The organism is Chryseobacterium sp. KCF3-3, assembly GCF_045865955.1.
Taxonomy (GTDB): Bacteria; Bacteroidota; Bacteroidia; order Flavobacteriales; family Weeksellaceae; genus Chryseobacterium.
In genome coordinates, this window is the sequence record NZ_AP035792.1 from 1,569,179 (window position 1) to 1,592,478 (window position 23,300).

At 36.1% G+C, this 23,300-nt stretch carries 16 protein-coding genes; 1 reads left to right on the forward strand and 15 read right to left on the reverse strand.

The window, feature by feature from the left end:
- Positions 1 to 8: 8 nt before the first annotated feature.
- Positions 9 to 2,876, reverse strand: a complete 2,868-nt coding sequence (locus ACKTTZ_RS07045) for a SusC/RagA family TonB-linked outer membrane protein (RefSeq protein WP_407848031.1) — start codon at positions 2,874 to 2,876, stop codon at positions 9 to 11.
- A 633-nt stretch (positions 2,877 to 3,509) separates the two neighbouring features.
- On the opposite strand from ACKTTZ_RS07045, the gene ACKTTZ_RS07050 reads away from it, so the two are divergent.
- Entirely contained in the window at positions 3,510 to 3,857 is a 348-nt protein-coding gene (locus ACKTTZ_RS07050; protein WP_407848033.1) for a hypothetical protein, read from the forward strand.
- 215 nt (positions 3,858 to 4,072) lie between these two features.
- Here the strand turns inward: ACKTTZ_RS07050 and ACKTTZ_RS07055 are convergent, their stop codons facing one another.
- The 14 genes from ACKTTZ_RS07055 to ACKTTZ_RS07120 form a co-directional block, all read right to left on the reverse strand.
- Entirely contained in the window at positions 4,073 to 4,267 is a 195-nt protein-coding gene (locus tag ACKTTZ_RS07055; protein ID WP_407848035.1) for a hypothetical protein, read from the reverse strand.
- Positions 4,267 to 4,575, reverse strand: coding sequence for a hypothetical protein (locus tag ACKTTZ_RS07060; protein WP_407848037.1), 309 nt, complete (start codon positions 4,573 to 4,575; stop codon positions 4,267 to 4,269). Before ACKTTZ_RS07060 ends, ACKTTZ_RS07055 begins: the two co-directional genes overlap by 1 nt.
- 50 nt (positions 4,576 to 4,625) lie before the next feature.
- Positions 4,626 to 5,003 (reverse strand): hypothetical protein, encoded by a 378-nt coding sequence (locus ACKTTZ_RS07065; protein WP_407848039.1) that lies wholly within the window; start codon positions 5,001 to 5,003, stop codon positions 4,626 to 4,628.
- A complete protein-coding gene (locus tag ACKTTZ_RS07070; protein ID WP_407848041.1) occupies positions 5,004 to 5,774 on the reverse strand; it encodes a DUF2314 domain-containing protein in 771 nt (256 codons plus the stop codon).
- Positions 5,775 to 6,015: 241 nt separating this feature from the next.
- Entirely contained in the window at positions 6,016 to 7,770 is a 1,755-nt protein-coding gene (locus ACKTTZ_RS07075) for a hypothetical protein (protein ID WP_407848043.1), read from the reverse strand.
- Between the two features lie 2 nt (positions 7,771 to 7,772).
- Positions 7,773 to 9,131, reverse strand: a complete 1,359-nt coding sequence (locus tag ACKTTZ_RS07080; protein WP_407848045.1) for a PKD domain-containing protein — start codon at positions 9,129 to 9,131, stop codon at positions 7,773 to 7,775.
- Between the two features lie 27 nt (positions 9,132 to 9,158).
- Complete coding sequence (locus tag ACKTTZ_RS07085; RefSeq protein WP_407848047.1) at positions 9,159 to 12,377, reverse strand: SprB repeat-containing protein; 3,219 nt, start codon at positions 12,375 to 12,377, stop codon at positions 9,159 to 9,161.
- 25 nt (positions 12,378 to 12,402) lie between these two features.
- Positions 12,403 to 14,496, reverse strand: coding sequence for a hypothetical protein (locus ACKTTZ_RS07090; protein ID WP_407848049.1), 2,094 nt, complete (start codon positions 14,494 to 14,496; stop codon positions 12,403 to 12,405).
- A gap of 40 nt (positions 14,497 to 14,536) precedes the next feature.
- Positions 14,537 to 15,241, reverse strand: a complete 705-nt coding sequence (locus ACKTTZ_RS07095) for a hypothetical protein (RefSeq protein WP_407848051.1) — start codon at positions 15,239 to 15,241, stop codon at positions 14,537 to 14,539.
- Between the two features lie 13 nt (positions 15,242 to 15,254).
- Complete coding sequence (locus ACKTTZ_RS07100; protein ID WP_407848053.1) at positions 15,255 to 15,953, reverse strand: hypothetical protein; 699 nt, start codon at positions 15,951 to 15,953, stop codon at positions 15,255 to 15,257.
- Positions 15,954 to 15,969: 16 nt separating this feature from the next.
- Positions 15,970 to 16,668, reverse strand: a complete 699-nt coding sequence (locus tag ACKTTZ_RS07105) for a hypothetical protein (protein ID WP_407848055.1) — start codon at positions 16,666 to 16,668, stop codon at positions 15,970 to 15,972.
- 8 nt (positions 16,669 to 16,676) lie between these two features.
- Positions 16,677 to 17,387, reverse strand: coding sequence for a hypothetical protein (locus ACKTTZ_RS07110; protein WP_407848057.1), 711 nt, complete (start codon positions 17,385 to 17,387; stop codon positions 16,677 to 16,679).
- Positions 17,388 to 17,559: 172 nt separating this feature from the next.
- Positions 17,560 to 18,090 (reverse strand): hypothetical protein, encoded by a 531-nt coding sequence (locus tag ACKTTZ_RS07115; protein WP_105701701.1) that lies wholly within the window; start codon positions 18,088 to 18,090, stop codon positions 17,560 to 17,562.
- Positions 18,091 to 18,095: 5 nt separating this feature from the next.
- Positions 18,096 to 23,228 carry a fibronectin type III domain-containing protein gene (locus ACKTTZ_RS07120; protein WP_407848059.1) on the reverse strand — a complete coding sequence of 1,711 codons (5,133 nt, stop codon included), beginning with the start codon at positions 23,226 to 23,228 and terminating at the stop codon, positions 18,096 to 18,098.
- Between the last annotated feature and the right edge of the window lie 72 nt (positions 23,229 to 23,300).

Genomic DNA, 23,300 nt, shown 5'->3' on the forward strand with positions numbered 1-23,300 from the left:
CTTAGTTTTTAAAAGTTAAGCTGGATTCCAAAAGAATAGGTTTTGAGTGGGGGTAAGAAACCTGTAAGGACAAATTCGGGATCGAGCCCGAAATACTTAGTCAACGTCAACAGGTTTTGACCCTGAAAATAAATCATGGCATCTTTTACAATCCCGTTTTCAGGTCTAAGCCTATAGCTTAACTGAATATTTTTCAACCGGATGAATGAAGCATCACTTATAGCTGCCGTACTGTTCTTAAAGAAGGTTTGCAAAGCGGTTTTCTGGGTGTCAGCCCCTGAAGTATAGGGCATATAGCTCCCGTTCGGATTCGCCTGAGACCATACATTGAGCAGCTCTACAGACTGGTTATTCATCGTTCCCGGAGTTGGCATATAGTTGTGGTAATTCCAGTTCCTTTGCTTAACAAACTGTAATAAAAAAGAGAATGTCCAGTTTTTATACTGGAGCTGGTTCTGTAACCCTCCAAAATACCGGACCCCTATTCTTTCGGCCACCTGGTTATCATCCGGCGAAGTGATTTTCCCGTCACCGTTAAAATCTTTAAAGCGGTAAAGCCCCGTTCCCGGGTCTATCCCTTCATACTGATATACTTTGACAATAGAGACAGGATATCCTATGACATATTGATTAGCATACGTTGAACCTTGCAACCCCGGAAAAGAAACAAGCTTGCTGGTCGGAATGCTGATGTTAAAGCTGGTATTCCATTTGAAATGAGAAGTTCTTACTGGAAAAGCACTAAGGTCAAATTCAAACCCCTTGTTTTCAACCGTTGCCGGAAGATTGGCCTGGATAGAGCTGAAACCTGTCGTTCCAGGCAAGGGAACCCCTACAAGCTGATTGGAAGAACGGTTCCTGTACCATGCTGCCGAAAGGTTGATGCGGTCTTTCAGGAAGCCTAATTCTACAGCAGCTTCAAGCTTTACCGTTTTCTCCCAGCTGAAAAACGGGTTATATAACCGAGAAGGATTCAGTGCGGTAATCCCGCCATAATCTGTCCCGGAAACGGTATAAGTGTCTAAATATTGGTAATCGCCAATCTTATCACTTCCTGTAGTACCGATACTGCCCCTGAGTTTTCCGAAGCTCAGCCATTTAGCTTCCTTAAGGAAGTGTTCGTTAGAGAAGAGCCATGCCGCCCCTACAGCTCCGAAATTGGCAAATCGTTTTTGCGGACCGAATCTGCTTGATCCATCCCTTCTTCCGGTGATATTGAGAATATACCTGTGTTTATATTGATAATTGATACGCCCGAATAAGGCAGCATACCTGTACTCATTCCCTGCTTCGGTAATAATTTTGGTTTTTGCGGCTCCGATATTGTGGATCAGGGCATTGCTTTCAAACCCATATCCCTGGTTCTGGGACTGGTAACCGGAATCCTGCTGGAAGGTTCCCCCGGCAAGCACATCAACCTGATGGTCTCCAAAGGTATGCTTCCAGCCAAGTTGTGGCTCAATAATATATGAGAAATATTGGCGCCTGTTTCTTAAGGCTGAAGAAGTAGCACTGGTTAATCCGTAAGAAGGATTGTACATGGTATGGGGTAGCAACGAATATTCTTCAAAAGCCCGGTAATTAATCCCACCATTGAGCTTAACCGATATTCCTTTGTATACTTCATAGCTCATATTGATATTGGAAGTGAACTGCTTGCTATCATTGGAATACGTGCTTACAAACGGGGCAGTAGGGTTGTCAAACGTATTGTTTTCCCAGTTGATATTGCCGCCAGATGTATATAATGCCGGGGCATTCGGGCTTAGAAATAATGATTTGTTGGTAATCTCCTGATTGAGCATATTATTGGTCTGAAAGGAAATCAGGTTGGAAAGGTTAGCGGTAAATTTCCGATCTTTGGATTGATGGGAAATGCTGGAAGTAATATTGTTGGTTTTGTACCGGAACGATGCTGGGAATACCGTGGTCTGCTCATTGTGGCTGCCACTTACTAAAAAAGAAGTCCCTTCATTTCCGCCACTGACAGAAACCTGCGTGCTTATCGTTTCAGCGGTGTTTCCAATGAGTACCTTTTGCCAGTCAGTATACCGTGACTGATTCCAGGTTTCATTGATATCATAGGCGGTGGCTGGATAAGTGGTAATCCCGTCGTTAGCATAGGCCTGTTTACGCATGCGAATATATTCTTCCGTATTCATCATCTTCATTTTGGAAGCAGCCCGGCTTAAAGCATAGCTGGTATTAACGCTAAGCTGTGTCTTTCCTTTCTTTCCTTTTTTGGTGGTGATAAGGACCACACCATTCGCTCCTCGGGAACCGTAAATAGCAGTAGCATCGGCATCTTTCAGTATTTCGATGTTTTCAATATCATTAGGGTTAATACTGTTTAATGGGCTGATGGAAGAGTAAGGCATAATGCTGCTGGAATACCGGGATGGGTTCTCGGAACTGATCACTACGCCGTCAACAATATACATCGGGTCATTACCCTCTCTTCTAAGGCTGTTTTTCCCCCGGATCTGGATATCAACACCTCCACCGGGAACACCGGAATTCTGGGTAATATTGACACCGGAGATTCTGCCCTGTACAGCGGAAAGCACATTAGCTACAGGCTGGTTTTCGATATCCTTTGCCGATACTTTTGCTATGCTTCCAGTACGCTCCTTATCTTTGACTTTATAATACCCTGCATTAAGCACTACTTCTTCAATGCTACTTACTTTTTCTGAAGATGGCTTATTTGAAGGAGATAAAGTGTCTGTCTTTTTCCTTAGTACGGAAGATTCAGGAGGAATTTTTCGAGGAATAGTATCAGAACTGCTCTGTACCTGTGCCTGAAAAGAGACGCCTGCTATCGTCAGCATAAAGACAAAAGCTATGCTCCCTATGCTGGTATAGGATTTTTTCATAAATTTGAAAAGTTTAATTTAATTAAGCAATTAGGCTCTTTCCTGCCCAAGCGGTCAACTTTTGCGGAAAGGGCTTTTTTATTTCCTAGCGTTCTGTAACAAAAAGATAACTAAGTATCATTATAATAGGTGCTGCTTATTTTCATTTGATAGTCTTTTATGGTTACATTGTGTTTTTAAATATTGTCTAGGAGGAAGTTTTGGGAGATTACAAAACCTCCAACCTAAACACATCATAAAGAATTAATATGAATGAAATTAACCTCGAGTGTGAACTGTAAAGCTCCAATGGATGCGCTGCCATTGTATCCTATCTAATCTTTATAGTAAAAGCAGCTTAGAGAAATGTAGAGAAGGCGGACATCATTGAAAAAACAGCGTGGAACTCTACCTACCGTATCAGAGGTACTGGCATACCCTTTACCACGAATAAGAGAGCCCACGCCTAGAACGTGAGCAATCTGCTTATTGTCTTGTGGTAAAATGAAAAGTGCCAGTTTTCTGATACAAGATTCTAAGCGAATAGCTTCTAATATTTTTTGAAGTTTCGCAAAATTACAATTAAGTAACTTCTTTTACAAAGATAAGAAAAAATATTTTGGTATACAAAACTATACCAAAATATTTTTCATTATGTGCTTAATTGCATTTATGATTAAAGAAAGTGAAAAAATTATAATTATAAAAACTGCGATTACTTTGCGTAAAATGCTAAGTAACAATAAGAGTTCCTCAGCGAAATCGGATGGTAGTATAGACATAGTCAATAGTTATGATAAAATAGCTGCAAACTCTAATTCAGAACTGACCAAAGCTACAGTAAATAGTGCTTTTAGCGGAAAGAAAAGGTCAACGATGGCAACTATTGTTCTTATTGTTGAGTCAATGGGTTATACAATGATTGATTTTGCTGAAATTTATGATAAGCTTTCGGAAAGAGATGTTAATAAATTCAGAGAAGAAATGCTTAAAAAAAGTTAGTAAATTCCATAATTATATTTCAACCATCTGTTATTTGTTAATAGATAAATAGACTGCAAGCAATTTATGGGAATAATGATAAAAGAATTAGAAAGCAAATTGCTCTCTAATTCTTCTAAAATGTAAAATTGTACAATCTGTTAAAATTGACCAGTGTTTAGTTGATTTTGGATGAATATAAATCGCCTCTTTCAATGCCCTTTCTTAAAGGTCAGCTAAATCTTGCTGATAATACTGCATGTATCGCCATCGTAAAAAATCCACTCTTGGCCGTTATCATCGGTAAAATGAATTTCTCTATTATCCGGATAATAAAACCCTACAAACCTTTCGCCTATCTGAATTGTAGAGCCTTGTTCTAATTCCTGTTCAATTTTTAGAACTTCAAAAATAACATGATACTCAGTCATTATACATTTAATAAATTTTCATCGAACCATACATCTTCATAGCCTTTATTATCTATCAGAAAACGATTTCCTGCCGGAAGTCCTAAATATGATATAACAAAAGAAGCATTTTTCAATAAATGATATGCGTGTGAAGGCTGAAAAAAATCAAATGCATCTGAGTATTCTCCTGACCAAATATACCAACCATTTAAAGTTTCTGTTCGAGGGTGTCTTAATCCATTTATTTGAATATTGGGATTAAAATTTTTACCCAAAGCAATTAATGTGTCTAATTCAACTAAATCTGAAATTTGAGAATATTTCATGCACATCTTCAGTTGTTTTTCCAAGTAATCTCTATTGTTCATTACAAATACTAAAAAAGATTTTTATCATAATTAAATTTTTCTCCAAAAGTGACTGTTTTGTTCTCTAAAACATAAGGGTAAACGAATTTATATCTATGTTCCGGAGATAAAATAAACTCAACTATTAAAACATCTTTTCCCTCATATTTTCCGTCCAGACCAATAGCACAAATCCTTACATCTTCATCTTTTAAATCATTATAAAAAGCGTTTAATAAAATATCATACATTTCTTCTGAATCAGTAGTTTCTGAATAAGCTCCAATATAGGTTAAATCTCCGTTTGCTCTTATATATGTGCCATACGGAGCAAATTCTCCATTCTCAATTAGAAATAATTCAGCCTGTTCCTTTATAGCTTCAAGTAGTTTTTCAGCAGTATTCATTTAATTTTCGACCAGATTTAAAACTTTCCAATCTCCTTCTTTAGATCGCCATACCCATAATTTGTTGAATGTAAAATTTCCGTTTTGATAGATAACTTTTTCTTCAATTAATCGCTGATCCTCTTTTTTTTCTACAAGAGTAAAACACCTTTCTATATTTTCGAAATTTGGAAATGCGTTTGATTGAAAAGTTTCGATCAAAGATGATTTTAGTGCTTCTACTATTTTATTTTTTATCTCTGTGGTAATAATTGCGCCTCTTTCCTTCAGTAAATTTTCTGCTTCCATTTCAAAATCTTTACAAGAAATCACACCTTTTAAATCGTTATTTGAGTAATAATTTTCAATTTTAATTATAGCTCCTTCAGGTGTAGTCAAATCCGGCTTAAAAAAATCATTTCCATCATCAATTTTTACTCCAAAATCAATATCAAAGTTCATTTTTGATTCATCGTCAAGAGTATCTCTATAATGTCGTATGGTATAACCTCCTATTAGTCTTCCTTTTTCAATAATCATCCAATCTATTACATCATTTATTAAAATCTTTTGGGAATTTCCATTTTCAGCCAAGTTACCCGAATAATAATTATCTTCAATTTTAACATTTTCTAACCATACATAAGCATTTTCATTATTTTTAAACTTAACAGAATTATATTCTGTCTGCGTATTCATAATTAGAGAATTAAAATGCCATAAAGTATTTTTCGCCTTATATAAATTGTATTGATAAGTATTATCTTCTACGATTTTTGCACTATTATTCATTACAAAATATCTTTTATCCACTGTGCTCGTTGTGCTGTATAGTCACTCCATTGCGCCTCATACCATCCCTCGCAATAGCATTAACCCAAACCACGGTAGCAGAAAAATAAATACCAGTTTCTTCATATCTTATTTCTAAAGCTGTTGTTTTAAATTTGTATATCATTTTCAAATATAAAGCATCGATTATATTCCATCCATAAGAATAAAGTTTAAATATTCCAGCTTATTTTCCCCGGTTTTAAAAACTATAATTATATCCCACCGTACAGGTCATTTCATTTAGATTAGGGTTTTCAACCGCTTGGTCTGTATTTCTGAACATCTGAATAAAAGCAAGATCAAAGCTATGTTTCTTCCACGGCATATAATTACCCCCCAATCTGAAATTCATGACATTGATATTTGCCGTTGAACTTCCTGAATGATTATAGGATGCTCCAACACTTGTCTTTAGCTTGTCTTCTTTAAGGAAAGACTTAGTAACAGTAACCGCAGGCCCCCAAATATTTGATATCTGTGAAGCGGCATAGGTATAAGTATAATTTACTGATGCCGCAATATTCATCTTCTTTTCCGGGAATCCGAGAGTGTAGTTGACATTCGCATTATGAAATCTGGATAAGCCGCCTTTTCTTACTATACCGTTTTCCCTGTTGACCATCTCGTTTAGGGAATAGTTGATATTGATATTCTGTACTTTTTCCTTACTGCTGGAAATGATATAATTAACATTAATGTTTGTATTCTGCGAAATCTGCTTATAATCTATCGAATCCTTTGGTTGCTGAATAAGCAGGGGATTATTATTAATGTTATTAAACTGGTTAAGCTGCTTGTTGGTGAACATGGTAAAGTTAGAGTAGCTTGCCGTAACCATCAATTTATCTGATGCTTTAAAATTGGCATTGACAGCCCCAACCCAGCGGCTCGTCTGCTTAAATTTCTGATTATCCAGATTATCTCGTTGTCTTCCTATATTAGCTGAAAGGGCTAATCTATCCTTCAATAAAGTAAAAGACGTGTTCAATGTAATATTTTCAAGATCATTATTGAAATAATAAGCTCCAAGCGTTTTGTACCCCGGATCTATTCTTTCATATTTTACCCCTACCATTCCTTTTCTAAGCTTTAGGTTTACCCCTCCGTTATATGCTGAGTAGCTTTCCATAGATGAATTAGGAGAAAGAAACCTGGCTGCAATTCCCTTTTTTTCTGCACCGCTTGAAGTTGCCCTCAGATCATTAACCAAAGCGGTATTGGCATATTCCCCAAATACTTCAAGATTTTTATCGATCATAAAGCTTCCTGTCATGGATAGTACCAGATTCTCCTGCGGCAATACTCCCTTTGCATCGGGAGCTGCTGACAGTGAACCCACATCGTCTTTTGCATAAAAGCCGATCAGTCCCAATTTATATCTTTCTTTTTCCCATCTCAAATGCGTACCATATCCCATTCTTTTGTAAGCAGGAATCGTATTGGGGTTTCCATCATCTTCAACAGCTTTGTTAAGCCTTCCTGTCATTAAAGCTACTTTAAGAGGCATATTAGGGCTCAGCTCTAAACCGGCACCTGTAAATAACAATCCATTAAATGTATAAGGAGAAAATGTCATATTAGCGTCTCCGATATAAGCCTTTATCCATTTATATTTTGGCGCAATACTTATTCTGTTGAATTTAAATGGCACCTGGTACCCTAATTGACTCCCTTGATTAGTCAAGCTATATGATATGGGCATTGACCACCGATACAAACCGAGATTAAGATTCCCATTCAGAAAATAAGTAAACGGGGCTCTTCCATTATATACATTGGAACTGTAAAAAACAGAATTAGCAGAAACTCCGCCGCTTATTTTAAAAGGGTTCTTTTTGAGCTCCTCCATTGTCCTTTTCCCAAGATTTTCCAAATCTACCTCCTGTGCTTTATACATTGCACCGGCAGAAACAAATAGAGCCAGCATGAAGCTTCTTATATAGATCTTCCTCATAATTAAGGCTGTTTTTGAACTTTAATATCTACCAAAATGTAAGAGCTTAAACCATTAGCCACAAAGCTCTTAATCTTAACAGCTCCTTTTCTTCCGTCTGCTGTTTGGAACAGGATAACCCTTGGAACTACAGAATTACTGAAAGGTGATTTTCCAGCATTAGTTTCTGTAACCGTAATGGTATTAAAATCATTTCCGGCATCCAGAGTATCAAACCCTGATGAAGAAAGCTGTGTTCCAACCAGTTCCTGTGAGTTGATCACTTTAGTATGAGTAGCATTAGGAATAGCTAAAAATCCATTATTCTGGACTTCATCAGGCGATACAAACTGGTTATATATAAAGGATGAATTCAATCCAAAAAAAGCAAAATCTATTTTGGAACCATTGGCTGCATTTACTTCATTCTGCTTAAGCACAGTTCCCAATTCAGATGAAAAGAAAGAACCTACCGTTGAGCTGGCACTGCTTATTCCCAACTGAATATTTGAAAATGATAACAGATTAGCATCCGGTAAAACGGTTACCTGTTTTTGTAAAATCTTAGTTTCTTTATCGTTGATTGCTTTTAAAATAATCGTATATGTTCCTGCCGCCGGTAAATTAATGTCCGGGCTAACCGCTGTTGAAGTTGCAGGATTAGCGCCTACAATGGTCCATTCATACGTAAAGGCATTAGTCGATATATTATTCAAGTGTAATAATACCGGAGCCTGATAATCATTATCAATAGGGTCAACAGTCCAGTTAAAATCTATGGTCATTGCCGGCTTTATGGTAACTGTTTTCTGGGTTGAATAAGTTTCCAGTCCATTGGAAATTGTTAATTTTATGATATGGTCGCCCGGAGTTGTAAATACCACATCAGGGTTTTGGGCATTGGAAGTTGCAGGACTTCCTCCCTCAAACTCCCAAAGGTATTGTGTAGCGCCTAAAGATTTGTCTATCATATGTAAGGTTACCGGAGAAATATCACTGCCCTGCATCTGCCATTCGAAATCTACATTCATCGCAGCATCTGCTTTTACTTCTATTTCCTTTTCATCAACATTTCCATCTTTATTGGATGCCTTTAGTTTTATTTTATAGACTCCGGGACTGGCATAAGTGATGGGTAAAGGACTTTTTTCTGTAGAACTTGTTACTGAAGCTCCTTCAAATGACCATTGGTACGTCTCCGCCCCTGTCGATTTATTGGTAATTTCCACTTTTACAGGCACGGAATAATCATCGTTTATCACTTTTATACTAAAATCAGCCTTCACCGGAATACTTTCTTCCACTGCACACGCATTAAATGTAAATGCGAGTACACCGATAAGAAAAAAGTATAGCGTTTTTAGATTTTTATGAAATTTCATCTGTTATTTTTTAGTTTGTCATGGTTATTATTGTACAAGCATTTTCTTTACCAATGCCTCATTACCTGTTTCGAGTATGATCAGGTAAGATCCGCCAGGAAGCGATGTATTGAATGGTACTGTAAAATACGTTGATGGAGTCAACTTTGTGGCAGGATACACTTCATGGGAAATCATATCAATAATTCTGATATTAATTATAGCTGCTTTTTCCAGACCTACCAATACTTTGAACAGTCCGTTATTAGGGTTCGGAAGAATGGTAAATTCTCTAACATTAGAGGCTTTTTCGGGATTAAGATTTACTCCTGTAGTATTTTCTTCAACAATTACTTTTTTATAGAATGTTTTTTCGCATGCTCCCTGAGTTCCTTTAAGCCCAATTTCGTAAGCACCTAGCTTAGAGAATTTCAGTTCTAAAAAATCCTTTGTTTTATTAATCACCTGAATGTCAGATGTATCAGGAATCACCCATTCTACAGTCTGTGGCTGGGTTGGGGATATATTGACCAGAACTACGGTTGCTTCTCTGTAGGCATGAGTGGTCAGCATAAACTGTGGGTTCAAAACTTCTGAAGAGTTTTTGATTATAACGCTGTCAGTAGCTGTACAACCTTTTGAATCTGTAATGAGTACAGTATACGTTCCCGCATCAGATAAAGTAATTGACGGATTTGTAGAAATTATATTTCCATTTTGATCTTTCCATTGATAGGATGCTGCCGGATCACCAACCGCCACATTATAAGTCTGGGTATCTCCTAAGCACAGTGTAATATCTTTTCCTAAATTTACGGTAAGCTGTGTGGGATCTGTCAGCGTGTAATTTCTGAAAATACTGCATCCATTGGCATCTGTAACTGTGACAGTATAAACTCCTGAAGGAATTAATGCATTATTCAGTCCTGTTACTCCATTGGACCAAACAATATTGTATGGAGCTTTTCCTCCTGAAACCTCTATTTTAATTTCACCGTTATTGGCACCAAAACATATCGGGTTCTGCACTGATAAATCATTAATTAATAACTGATCTGGCCCTTGAATCTGGACACTTCCGCTTACTTTACAGTTTTTGGTATCATTAACCAGAACAAAATAGTTTCCTGCCGAAAGACCTGTTACCGTAGGTGTAGTATCATTGGTATTCCATTGATAAGTGTATCCGCCTGTACCACCTGTGGCGGCCACGGAAACCTGACCACTGCTTTGGTTGTAGCAGGCAATTGTATTGGCTGAAAGAGTTATCGCAAGTTCTGCCGGAAATACTAAAGTATATTGTGTCTCTGCCATATTGTTATTGGCATCTTTTACCAATACTTTATACGTTCCGGTTGTAAGATTTCCCAGGGTAGACTGCGCTGCTCCAGCAATATTCTGGAAAAGCCCGCCATTTAAAATCTGCCACTGGTAAGTATAAGTTCCTACACCACCTGTTACAATAGCTTTAAGGATACCGTCTTCTGCCTCATCCGGAACTCCGTTGTTATCCAAATCCGGTTTATACTGGTAATTATTGGCAATATTACAGGATATCTGTTTGTCAACCTGGATGTTAACTGTAAGAGGATCTGGTTGGCTTACAATGAATTCCTGGGAGATAATTCCACAATTGCCCAGCTGGCTTGATGCACTGGCATAATTTTTATCTTTTACCGTCAGATAATAGTTTCCGACCGGAAGCCCACCTATCTTAATGGTATAAGGATTATTCACCAGATCAGTTGTAATTCCGGTATTGATTACAGGACCCGTAGGGCTGTCTTTTCTCCATTCGAAATTGTATGATCCGTCTGTATTAGGTGTTCCTCCAATCACTCTCACAGAGATGTAGCCATTGCTTAATCCATACCCTGTTGGCTGTGAAATATCGACTTCAGCAGACGGAATGGCAATAGCTGCGCCAGGTTGGGTAATGGTAACTGTAATTTCTTTTTCATTACCATTTTCCTTGGCTACGCAAAGATTGGAATCTCTTACTTTGATTTTATAAATTCCTGCTGCAAGGTTCTGTATCTGGGTAGTATTTCCACTGCTGAAATTCGTCCAATCCAAAAAGGGCTGTCCGTCTTTGGTTACTTTATACTGAAATTGGTTTTGTCCTCCTGCTGCGGTTAAATTAATAACCCCGTCGCTTCCCTGAAAACAATACACATTGGTTTGGGAAGTCATGGAAAAAGTAACCGGAGTGGGTTTTGTTATCTCAAAATTAATGGTGTGACTTGGGCTGTCGGTATAGGTTGCATTTCCGTTATAAGTTCCTAACAAATCCAATTTATAGGTCCCGGGTGGTAAGTTTTGTAAGGTGTATGATGTGCTGGCCTGCAAATCACCAGTAATATCCTGATTTAAAACCGCAGCGCCTGTTACGGTATTGACTAAAGATATCTTTAATGTCTCACCTGCTACGAGTGTTCTGTCGAAGTTTAAAGTTACCGTACCATCTGTAGTATCAAAACATTTGGTAGGAGTAACTGTACTTGAAAATACATGTGGAGCAGATTTTATCATGGTTAAAACAACAGGCGAAGAAACAGACTGATAAGCTCCGTTGGACAAACAAGAAGCAACTCTAAAGTAAATGTTCTGGCCAATATACTGTGAGTAATTATTTCCAAAAAGGTCTTTGGCAGAAACGCTTAGCTTGTTGAGATTTGATAATGAAGGAGATATATCAACCCAGTTTACATTATCCAAGCTATACTGATAATGGTATAAATTGGCTGCAAATCCCTGTCTGGCATATAAATTAATTTTATCCTCAGAAGGCAAAACCGTATTTGAAGTTCCTGCATCGGTTAATGATACTAATGTATGAATAGGAGTTACCTTCATCTTATACGATATCCATGTCATTCTCGGTGAATGGGTATCAACATTATAGTTATTCTCATTACATATATTGATGGCATCATACTGATCGTAGTTGGCATCTGTACCGGTTCTGAAATTCACAAATCCCTCAGTATGGGCAGTAACAGGGAGCTTTGATGAAGTTTGCGGAGGGCTTAATGTCCAGTTATTCTCATTATCCCCATTATTGGCAATAGGTCTGAAATACAAATCTTCTGTGGAATTATCATTATAAATAACCGTAATGGTAACATGAGAGCTTGTATTGTTTTTCACTCCGGCATTAACACTGTAGTTAAGACCATATAGTTCAATCTTATATTCAGCCTGTCCTCCTTGCCCCCAAAGGAAAACATTTGCAGTTATTAATAGTAATAATAAAAATTTTTTCATTGCCTTATTTTATTGTGTTTGATATTTAATATTCAATTGTAATTTTTTCGGTTTTAGCCAATTGATTGCTTTTCAGCATCGGTTTCATAAGATATGTGTAAGAATTACCTGTCTGAACCGATTTATCTTCGAGAAAATTCTGTGCTCCATTAAGGGTTCCCCACATCGTTGGCTTTTCAGTGCCTTTCTGACGGTAGACTATAATTTCGCCAACATCTTTACCAGTAATTTTCCAGTTAAGTTCAACTTGTTTTTTAGTTCGATTTGCAGAACCAGAAAGATTAGTCAATATTGATAAAGCCTCAATTCTGTTGCTTCTGAGGGTCATTTCCTGAGACTTATCAGATTTCAGCTTGCTTTTATCAACCGCCAATAAATAATACGTGTAGCTTTTATCTGCTTCCACATCCTTATCGGTGTACGTATAGTCTGGTTTTATATCTTTAGTCTCATAAATCATTTTCCAGCTTTTGTCAGCATCATCTTTTGATTTACGGAATAATTGATGAACCTCAACATCATCACTGTGGCTTCTCATCCAGCTGATGGTAATTTTACCGTCATCTTCCAGCTTATATTCTGTAAAAACTGGGGTTTGAGGTTTCACTTTATCGGGCTTTTCCAATTCAAGAATAATTGATGGCTTGGACTGATTTTTCCTTCTGTCAGTTGCTGTCACATAATAATATACCTTGGAGTTAAGGTTTTCTAACACAACCTGATCTTCAAAATGGTTTTTTGTAATCGCCTGAGGTGTAACACGAACCAATTCATCTCCTTTTTGAATTCCTCTGAAAATATGATAGCCTTCCAGATCTTTTTCAGTATTGGCTTTCCATTTCAGATGGGCTACTCCCAATGAATCTATTTTCCCTTCAAACTGTAATGGCGTTTCCGGAGGTGTTGTATCATTAGGCTGTGCAAGAACTGAGAAAGATTCTCTTTTATCCCCTGCTTTACCGATGGCCTGTATCTTATAATAATTGGATGGCGCTAAGCTTTTTGTAATTATGCTTCTGCTGCTAACCGGAATCTTGTTTTTAATCACCTTATAGGTGTTCTGTAGATCAGTTTCGGAGTGCAATAATTCGAAAGAAGCAATATTTTTTTCGTCTTCCTGTGGAAATTCCCATTCAAGTTTGATATCTTCATTTTCATCAATAATAAAATCTGAGATCCTGGGTGTTGCTTCAAGGCTTTTCTTTCCTGCTCCTGAAACCACATCGGAATAAGGACCATAATCCCCAAAAATTGTTTTCCCGCGGATACGGTAGCTGAATTTAGAATTATTCTGAGCTAAAGAATCCACAAAGGTCATTCCCTGCACCTGTCTTCCATCGTTGTCATTCATATTCATCACAGGAAGATCCCCTAAGGATTTGAAGCTGGCTCCATCCTGAGATTTTTCAACATAATAGGCTGTATACGTATCTCTTAATTGTAGATATTCCCATGAAAGGGTAACGGTTTTATCTTTAAATATTCCGATAAAATCAATAGGTTTAGGAAGTTCATGAGTTGATGAAACGGCCGCTAAGGCATCTCCTTTTTGAACTAACAATGTCCCTTCGGAAGTATTGATGCTTACGGTATAAAGATATCTTTCATTAGATTTTACATTGGTGTCTGTGTAAGCCCAGCCTGCCAGTTTTGCCACTTCAAAATCCAGATCGGCAGCCATTAAAGCATAAGCAAACCGCTGCTCAACTTCCTGAGATTTGTTGACTACACCTTCAAGCTTACCCTGCTTCTCTCCCATTTCTACTTCGAAACTATCGCCAAAAAGAGATTGTGCAACAATGGCTGCATTATCATTTTTCTCAACCACTTTCTTCCATTCGTTTTCGGAAGCGGGTTTGAAAATTCCCAAATCTTTTTCTTCCGCTTTTGGAAGAACTTTTCCGTCACGGGAAAGGGTGAATCTTTTTAAGGAAAATCCAATTTTATTGGCTTTCTGCCAGGCTATAGGTTCATCTACTGCCCATCGCAAAGAAATACGGTCTTTCTTACCGTCTACTTTTAGACGGATATGAGGAATGATTGTTTTGTCTTTATCCTTCTGCTGTCCCCATAAAAAAGGAAACGAAAACAGCAATAGCAGTAATAAATATTTATTCAAAATATGTTGTTTTTTTAATTTCATACGTGTTGCGTAATAGCTATTCTAAAATGTAGCTCACAAACTCATCCTTTTTATCTGAAGGAATATCATTATGTGGCGATTTCAAAACCATAGTATTCCATGGTTTCCATATATTAGAAAGTTCTGTGTTCGTGGAATGATAATGTTCCAAAATTCCTTTAATAAAATAGTCCTTTAAAGGCATTTCTAAAACTCTTTCAACTCCATCTTTGGTTAGAACTATCTTATATTCCAATTCATTTTTATCATTAATATGAAAAGTAAATATCCCCCTGTCCCAAGAACTCAGATATTCTAAATCTCCATCATTATCATATTGTGTTGGGACAAGACCATTATCTTTTTCAAATTCAAAAATCATTGACATCATTCTGTCGTTTGCCCAATGGTGAAAGACGTTTGCATAATCTATCAAATTTTCGTTTGCTTTCTCACTTTCCCACTCATATAAACTTGAGTATGTCCCATCCTTTTTAATTTTATAGATTGCCACGTTAAATTTTTCTTCAGTGTCAATTTTAGTTTTAAAAAGTTCATAAACTTGATGCTCATATTTAAATAACTCTCTCCCATCTAATGAAGTATTTTTTTTATCATCATTAGCGTGATACGATATGAAAACATCATAGCTCCCCCCAAGAGTAAATATAAATTTCACTTCTAATATGTCGTAAGGAAATTCATCATAATATCCGTAAAAAGCTTCCACTACAGTTTTCATATTTACCATAAAATTATTCTAAAATGTAGCTCACAAATTCATCCACTCTGTCATAAGGAATACCAGTATGAGGTGACTTAATTATCAAAGTATTCCAAGGCTTCCATTCATCAGAAAGGATTGTGTTCGTTATCTTATGATGTTCTAAAATCCCTTCTATAAAATAATCTTTTAATAGCATTTCCAATACACTTTCAACACCATCTTTGGTAAGGACAATTTTATATTCCAATTCACTTTTATCATTAATATGAAAAGTAAATACTCCACTATCCCAAGAACTTAGATATTCTAAATCTCCATCTCCGTCATATTGAGTAGGTAAAAGATTATTTTCTTTTTCAAATTCAAATATCATTGACATCATCCTGTCATTTGCCCATTGATAAAATACTTGTGCATAATTTAACAGGTTTTGCTTTTGTAGACCAGAATCCCACCAGTAACGTTCTAAATATGTTCCATCGGGATAAATTTCAATTTTAGCCTTGTTAAATTTTTCTGACGTATTTAATACTCTTTTTTGTTTTTTATGTATTATATCAGCTATATCGAACAATTCAAACTCTCCCCATAAAGATTTTTCTCCACCTTTAATTACTGTAAGTTGTGGCTCGTAACCTCCTGCTTCAGTAAAATCTATTTCAATTAAAATTTTTTCCCAAACTTTTTCTTTGAAAAACTCATCTACAATAGTTAATATTTTTTCCATACATGTAACAATTGGTTTACTCCAAAGTATAGCTCACAAACTGATCTACTTTGTCATAAGGAATACCAGTATGAGGTGACTTAATTATCAAAGTATTCCAAGGTTTCCATTCATCAGAAAGGATTGTGTTCGTTATCTTATGATGTTCTAAAATCCCTTCTATAAAATAATCTTTTAATGGCATTTCCAATACTCTTTCAACTCCATCTTTGGTTAGAACTATTTTATATTCCAATTCATTTTTATCATTAATATGAAAAGTAAATACCCCGCTATCCCAAGAACTCAGATATTCTAATTCATCATCGGCATCATATTGAGTGGGTAATAAGTTATTTTCTTTTTCAAATTCAAAGATCATTGACATCATTCTGTCGTTTGCCCATTGAAAAACTACTTCTGCTCCTTTAAGTAAATCTTGTTTATCTTTTTCTGAATCCCACCATTTATTTTCTATAGTCTTACCGTCTGAAAATATTTCAATCTGATATTTATTAAATCTTTTAGATACATCATTTAAACTTTGATTATACTGATTGTTTATCAAATTGAGTAGATTATCTATTAATTTAAATTTTATCCAAAAAGAATTAGTGGTTCCATACTCATCTATATATTCTATTTTATCATAACCAATTGCTCCTCCATTAATATTAAAAATAATATTAATTTTTTCCCATTTTACATCTTTAAGTTGATTAAAAATCGCCTCCATAATATTACCTACTCTAAAATGTAACTCACAAATTCATCAACTCTGTCATAAGGAATACCAGTATGAGGTGACTTAATTATTAGTGTATTCCAAGACTTCCATACATCTGAAAGTTCTGTATTGGTAATCTTATGATGTTCCAAAATTCCTTCTATAAAATAATCTTTCAAAGGCATTTCCAAAACTCTTTCAAGTCCGTCTTTGATAAGAACTATTTTATATTCTAATTCATTTTTATCATTAATATGAAAAGTAAATACCCCATTATCCCAAGAACTCAAATATTCTAATTCATCATCATTGTCATATTGAGTTGGCAGTAAATTATTATCTTTTTCAAACTCAAATATCATAGACATCATTCTTTCATTTGCCCATTGAAAAAATACATTAGCATAATCAAATAAATCTTGATGTTCTTTACCTATGTCCCACCAATATTTATCGGAAAAAGTACCATCAATATTAATCTCTATTCTTACATGATTAAATTTTTGTTTAGAATCCTTAAGTTCTTCATATCTTTCAGCCATTTCTCTCACAACACTTCTTATAGGTTTATTAGAAACTAATGACTCTACGTACCTATTATCTTTCTCATATTGAACAATAAAATTGTAACTACCCTGTAATGTGAATATGTAGTCGACAATTAATTTGTCATATTCAAATTCCTTGTAGTAATTTTTTATTTCTGAAACTAAATGATTAACATCCATTTTACTATTATTAAGGGTTAGTAATTCCTTCTTTACTCAAACTATTATTATGTTGACCGTCGACGTACACATCTACGTCAATTGCATTTGGCCTTTTTGAATTTCCAGTAAAATAAAGCAGCTAAAGCTTTTGCAGATTCTAAATCTTTACAAGAAAGTAAAACAATTTCTTTTAATCTTCATTAGTTATATTCTTATAATACATTTGGGCTATTTCTAATTTACTTTCATAATAAAGGATATTTATTTTTTCAACAAAATACTCTTCCAATTCACCATTTAGGCAATCATAAATTATATATTTTATTCGATCATACAATAAATTTTTAATTTTTCTAGAATTTCGAAACGTATCTATATATTTTTTTTGTAAATATAGATGTGCTATTAACCTTGTAATTTGAATGTTAGTTTTTTTTGTTTTTTTCAGATTTAGAAGTACTAAGTTTATAGCTTCTACTAAATCTAATATACTTTCTTCATAATTAAAAAGACCCAATCTAAAACCTTCTGTCTTTTTACTTGATTTCGATCTATAAAGTCTCTGCAATTGCTTCTCTTTACTACTTATATTATTCCAAGTTTCATCCGTATCTGCTTCATCAAAATTATATTCACTATCTAGCCATACAAATTCTTGTTTTAAGTCTTTATATGGGCCTAAGTAATTTGAATAATTTTCCTTAATATTTCTCCAATCCATATATATTACAATTCTTTAATTTTATAAATTTTCACATCTGAAGATGTTGGATGATTTTTAATCTCTACTAATTTATATTTACTATTTGTTCTTAATAAAACTTCAAATTCAGAACTATTGATTGATTTTAAATCAGTTCCTAATTTCGCTTCGATCTCCCACATTACACTACCATTATTACCTCGCATAAAATCACTTGCAATGTAAACTTCTGTAGAAGTAGAAGTAAACCTTCCGCCAAAATCAAAATCCTCTCCTACACTTAAGGTTTTAGCAAAATCAGATTCCGCCTTTCCTGCTCCTCTATAAACGATACCATTGTATTTTGGCAACTTAGATTGTGCAGATTCCATTAGCTTTTTCATTTCATTATATTCAGCAGTCATAGGTATTTCCCCAGCCAATGCTTTATTAAAATCACTATAATAATTATCTTGTATAAATAATTTTAAAGAAGCTTCTTCTGCTGTTGTTACACCATCACCAAATTTTCTAATATGTGATCCGTTTTCTAAAGGCTCATATATTTGTTTAAATTTAGGATTTTTTAAAAGGTCATCAAGACTACTAATGATATTGTCAATGTTATTAATCTTATTTAATCCATCTTCACTTCCTACAACCGCAGTTACCTTTTCTCCATCAACTTCAATTTCCACCAAATGATTTCCATTTTCATCAACAGGAAGTTTATCCAGTCCTCCTTCATTATTTATTGCCTGCTCAATCTTTTGTTTAATTCCTTGAGCTTCCTGCTCAGTAAGATTGGTTAGCTTATTTTTTAAAGAAATTTTTATATTCTGAATTGGGAAACCACATCCAAATCCGCTTGGCGTAACTTTGATATCAATTCTTTTTATAAAATCAACACCTTCTTTCAGAACATATTTTACGGCTTTGCCGGATGCACTTGCAACAGGTTTTATTACTTTTCCTGCAATTTGGATAGTCTTTCCTAGTAATTGTCCCATCACATCCAGCTTTTCCATTGTCTGGACAATAGCAGTTGCTCCTTTTATTTCGCCAGCCCCTATAAAGCAAGATGCTACCACAAAAGTTACTTCACCTGCTCCATAGGATATCATACAAGGATTGGAAGTGTACTTATTCCACTGTTCCCCTACCATTCCTTTTACATCCTTCCACTGTATTTTAGAGATCGTTGTTGCAAAATTGGTTCTGGCATCATTCTCATTGGTAATCATCTTGATTAAGAATGAACCTCCTTCCGGAATTGCAGCAGCCGTTCCAACTAATCCGTTCCAGACTCCGCAAGTGAATGCAAAATCAACACGGCTTGGTGTATATTTGTCTCCCATTGGAGATCCAATTAATCCGCTTAGTTCATCATCAATAACTTTTAGACTGACATAAGAATAAATCTTTGCAGGGAAAGGATTGTAATCTGTATTATCAGGATTGTAATATCTTTCCGGAATTTTAGCTTTGGTAAGTAATTCTGACAGACCATCTAAAATTGCAGTCAGCGGATTGAATTTCATCAACCAGAAATCATCTATCCACGCTGAATTCTGTTTCAACAGTAGTTCTATATCCTTAGCAGATTTTCCTGCATATTCCGGAAGACCACTTCCAACGTTGATTTTAATATCGTATTTCTTAGTCTGACTGTTTACATTCAGCCAGATGACCATTTCCTTAGCTTCAGGCTGATTATATCTTGCCTGTACTTTTTGAAGAACAGATGCAGCAGTATTCTCGTCAGTAATAAAGATTTTACCTTTAATTCCTGTGGAATTTTTATTAGATACAATGCTTCCTAACATTGCCTGTATTTCCTCGGCAGTAAATCTTCCTGTATAATCTACAACATCTTTGGATTCATCTGTTGTGGTTCCATTACCTGTAGATGGTCTGCTGTATAGATCATTAATAGATTTTAATCCATTACCAGATCCCGTTCCTGTACCTGAACAGGCAATAAATCCGGAGTAGATAGGTTTTGTATTATCATCAATTTTATCATATTGCTGGATATAATCCGCCAATGCCTGAGTCTTATCAGTCTTCGACAAAATATTGGCTGTTACTTCCGCAAATGTAGTTTTGATAAATTTCGATTTTCCGCAAACAGCATCATGATCGTAAATTAACCAGACTGTATTTTCATTTTTTGGAGTAACCGTAGATGAATAAGCTCCCTTCTGTATATCACCATTTGGATAATATGCTTTTTGAGATTCTACCCACTGATACTGAATATCATTTTCAATAAAGCCCGGTAAGAATCCTTCTCCAACTTTTACAACATTTCCATGAACAGCAGTAGAAGTATTAGCTTTAATTAATTTGAAATCTGGTGTTAAACCAAAACCTCCTGCAATCTCACCACTACTCTGACTTTGGAATGCATACAATTTAAATGCAGGATCGTTTATTTGCTTCCAATCCAAATGAGAAAGTTCTTCCCCAGTGCTGTAATCCATTAACAGATCCGTAGCACCTTTTGTTGTCTGGTAAGCTTTCCAAGGGTGTTCCAGTTTAAACACTCCATGACCTAATTCATGGGCACCCGTTTTCTGCGGAGCATTGTTATATACATATCCAAACTGACCGTTCAGACGCATATATCCATTCTGACCCGTGGAAGAAGTCTTGTTGGTAACGAATAGGACATATCTTGCATCGGTACCTTTATACAATGCATTGATCTGTTGCTGTTGAGGGCTGTAGGTACTCATGAGATCAGCATCTTCACTTGAAATCGTATTACCGCTGATAATGCTGCTGATATCTAAAACAGGCTCTTCTTTTACAGTAAAATTAACTCCAATCTTATTATAGACCTGATTGATCTTATTGCCCTGTGCCTGTAGCTTAGATTGAGAATTGGCATCTAACGGAACCAAACTCACATTAACAGTTTTAGGACTTAAATGTACTAATCGGAAATTGCTGATTACTTTTTGTTTTCCTGTGCTCTCTTTCGGCATCAGTACAACAATTACTTCTTCCTCGGCATAATCAAATGTTCCCGGAAGTTTTAGCTGGTAATTTCTTTCCGTATCTGTCTTGCTCAATTCTATAGCTTCAATGGCCTTACCTAAACTCAACGTTTTAAAGATAATTTTGGCATCTTTAAGTGTTGGATCAGTAATGGTTACTTTAGCATCAAACAGTTCAGTTTGTTTATTTACCGTAGCTTTATAAGGTACATATACGGTATTGTTTTCTGTATCTTTTACTGACGGATATTTAGATTTTGGAAGTTTTGTTTTATCTGCGGTATCATACGCGAATTTTCCATTGGCATTTTCTTTCCATTCGATTTTAATACCTTTTGCTGTATATTGGTTAACAGCAGCTGTATTTCCACTTCCGGTAACGCCATCTGTATTTGATGAAGTCGACGCACCACCTTCTGCCTCTTTACCTACTTTGGTTATGTTACCATTTTCATCAACGGTCCAGATATTCCCATCTTTGTCTTTGATCTGATAATCTTTTCCTCCGGGGAAATCTTGCTGGCTTGGGGTTCCTCCCGTACCAAAATCGCCATAAACGGTAATTTTTCCGGGAGGTGGTGTCGCCGTATAAGTGACATTCGTAATAACATAATCTAAGATAACGTCTTTTACTCCTGCATCTCCAAATGTTTCTCCTAAACCTCCTGAAGCATAATGTACAGCAGTTTCATTTGGGTCATAAGTGGTTTCAATAACCCCTTCGATCAGTTTTTTATCGGTATTAAGTTTAATATTGGTAAAACTTACTTTTATTTTAGTATCTGCTAAATAAGGAACTTCAATATAACCGACTCCTGTATATACTCCACTTCCCTGTGCTGATAATACCGTAACAGGGAAATCCCCCGCCATAAAGACTTCATTGTTTCCTAATTGAGTATTTAATGGAGTTTTATTGGCGATATCAATAGCAGGCATAATCCCGCACTGGTAATTATTATCTACATCATTAGCATCGGTGGTGAAATATTGTATTCCGCTATATGAATAGGCGTTTCCTCCGGAATTGCCGTTTTCAAATGGATTGGTGTTATTAAAAGTCTGTGTATTTCCACACACAGAACCGATACGGTATTCGTATTCAGTTTTATCTTCCAGCCCGGTAAGAATGGCCGAAGCCTGATAACTTTGCTGGCTTACCCATTCTGCCGTGCTTCCTTTTTTACGGTACTGCACATTATACAGACCTGCCGGTTGACCTGCAATGCTCCATTTGAGTTCTACTCTTCCTCTTCCTACATTTTTAGCCATTAATAGTGTTGGAACGGCACAGTTTTCTACATAATCAAAATAAAAAATCTCGGACAAACCATTGTTTTTATACACACCGTTATCGTCGGTAGGATTCGCTCCCAAAACAGGATTTCCTGATTTAGCCTGTACCTGCCATGCATATCTCTTGCCCGGTATCAGCTGTGTCTTATCAATCCCATAATATAAGGTAGGAGCATAGGTTTCTTCGGTCCAGAGTGAAGGTGCAGAAAGAAATCCTGAAATCGGACTTTGTCCCTGATCCCAAAGCTCTTTTAAAGTAAAGATATATTTCGTGTTGGGCGCAATCTGTCTTGGCATCCATTGGAACACAATACCGGCTCCTCCGCTGTAAGGTGAAAGCGCCTGAACTTTTTCGGCATTTTGAGGCAGCGTAAGCATGGGCGGATCATATTGAACCATGAACACCGTAGCACACGTTTTCGCTGAAAGATTATTTTTAGTAAAATAATCATAAGCCTGAAAGCAGAACTGATACACCCCATCCGACAACGGTTTGGAATACTGAACGGCATTGATTCCCGATAGATTCTGCAGTTCAAATAAGGATCTGAGGTCTACATTGGTTAATGTAACATTGTTCCCCGGATAGAGCATAAAAGGATTCATGCCCACAATAAAATCATTGGATCTCGCCAGTGGAACAGCATTTAATCCCGCCTCCAGGGAAAATTTAATTCCTGTCTGATGCTGAGGCTCCAGCAAATCTGTCATTAGAACCTGCAATTGAAGCTTGTTATCGGTACTTGTGGCATAATCCCCTATTTTTAAACTATAGGGTGGTATTACGACAGGAATCAGTTTAACAGGATACTGCTGAGCCTTTGCTGTAGGCAATATGCCGTAAGCCGTAAGCATGAATGCTGTCATGAGCTTCATACAGTAAGCAGTAAGCTTTTGCCGATTATTTTTATATGGTTTACAATAACTCTTAGTCATCTTTCGGTGTTC

Excerpts from the sequence above, each read along its gene's own strand:
- ACKTTZ_RS07120 (WP_407848059.1), bottom strand. The coding sequence starts at position 23,228 with ATGAAGCTCATGACAGCATTCATGCTTACGGCTTACGGCATATTGCCT.
- ACKTTZ_RS07105 (WP_407848055.1), bottom strand. The coding sequence starts at position 16,668 with ATGGAGGCGATTTTTAATCAACTTAAAGATGTAAAATGGGAAAAAATT.
- ACKTTZ_RS07045 (WP_407848031.1), bottom strand. The coding sequence starts at position 2,876 with ATGAAAAAATCCTATACCAGCATAGGGAGCATAGCTTTTGTCTTTATG.
- ACKTTZ_RS07070 (WP_407848041.1), bottom strand. The coding sequence starts at position 5,774 with ATGAATAATAGTGCAAAAATCGTAGAAGATAATACTTATCAATACAAT.
- ACKTTZ_RS07075 (WP_407848043.1), bottom strand. The coding sequence starts at position 7,770 with ATGAGGAAGATCTATATAAGAAGCTTCATGCTGGCTCTATTTGTTTCT.
- ACKTTZ_RS07095 (WP_407848051.1), bottom strand. The coding sequence starts at position 15,241 with ATGAAAACTGTAGTGGAAGCTTTTTACGGATATTATGATGAATTTCCT.
- ACKTTZ_RS07085 (WP_407848047.1), bottom strand. The coding sequence starts at position 12,377 with ATGAAAAAATTTTTATTATTACTATTAATAACTGCAAATGTTTTCCTT.
- ACKTTZ_RS07115 (WP_105701701.1), bottom strand. The coding sequence starts at position 18,090 with ATGGATTGGAGAAATATTAAGGAAAATTATTCAAATTACTTAGGCCCA.
- ACKTTZ_RS07060 (WP_407848037.1), bottom strand. The coding sequence starts at position 4,575 with ATGAAATATTCTCAAATTTCAGATTTAGTTGAATTAGACACATTAATT.
- ACKTTZ_RS07110 (WP_407848057.1), bottom strand. The coding sequence starts at position 17,387 with ATGGATGTTAATCATTTAGTTTCAGAAATAAAAAATTACTACAAGGAA.
- ACKTTZ_RS07065 (WP_407848039.1), bottom strand. The coding sequence starts at position 5,003 with ATGAATACTGCTGAAAAACTACTTGAAGCTATAAAGGAACAGGCTGAA.
- ACKTTZ_RS07050 (WP_407848033.1), top strand. The coding sequence starts at position 3,510 with ATGTGCTTAATTGCATTTATGATTAAAGAAAGTGAAAAAATTATAATT.
- ACKTTZ_RS07080 (WP_407848045.1), bottom strand. The coding sequence starts at position 9,131 with ATGAAATTTCATAAAAATCTAAAAACGCTATACTTTTTTCTTATCGGT.
- ACKTTZ_RS07055 (WP_407848035.1), bottom strand. The coding sequence starts at position 4,267 with ATGACTGAGTATCATGTTATTTTTGAAGTTCTAAAAATTGAACAGGAA.
- ACKTTZ_RS07100 (WP_407848053.1), bottom strand. The coding sequence starts at position 15,953 with ATGGAAAAAATATTAACTATTGTAGATGAGTTTTTCAAAGAAAAAGTT.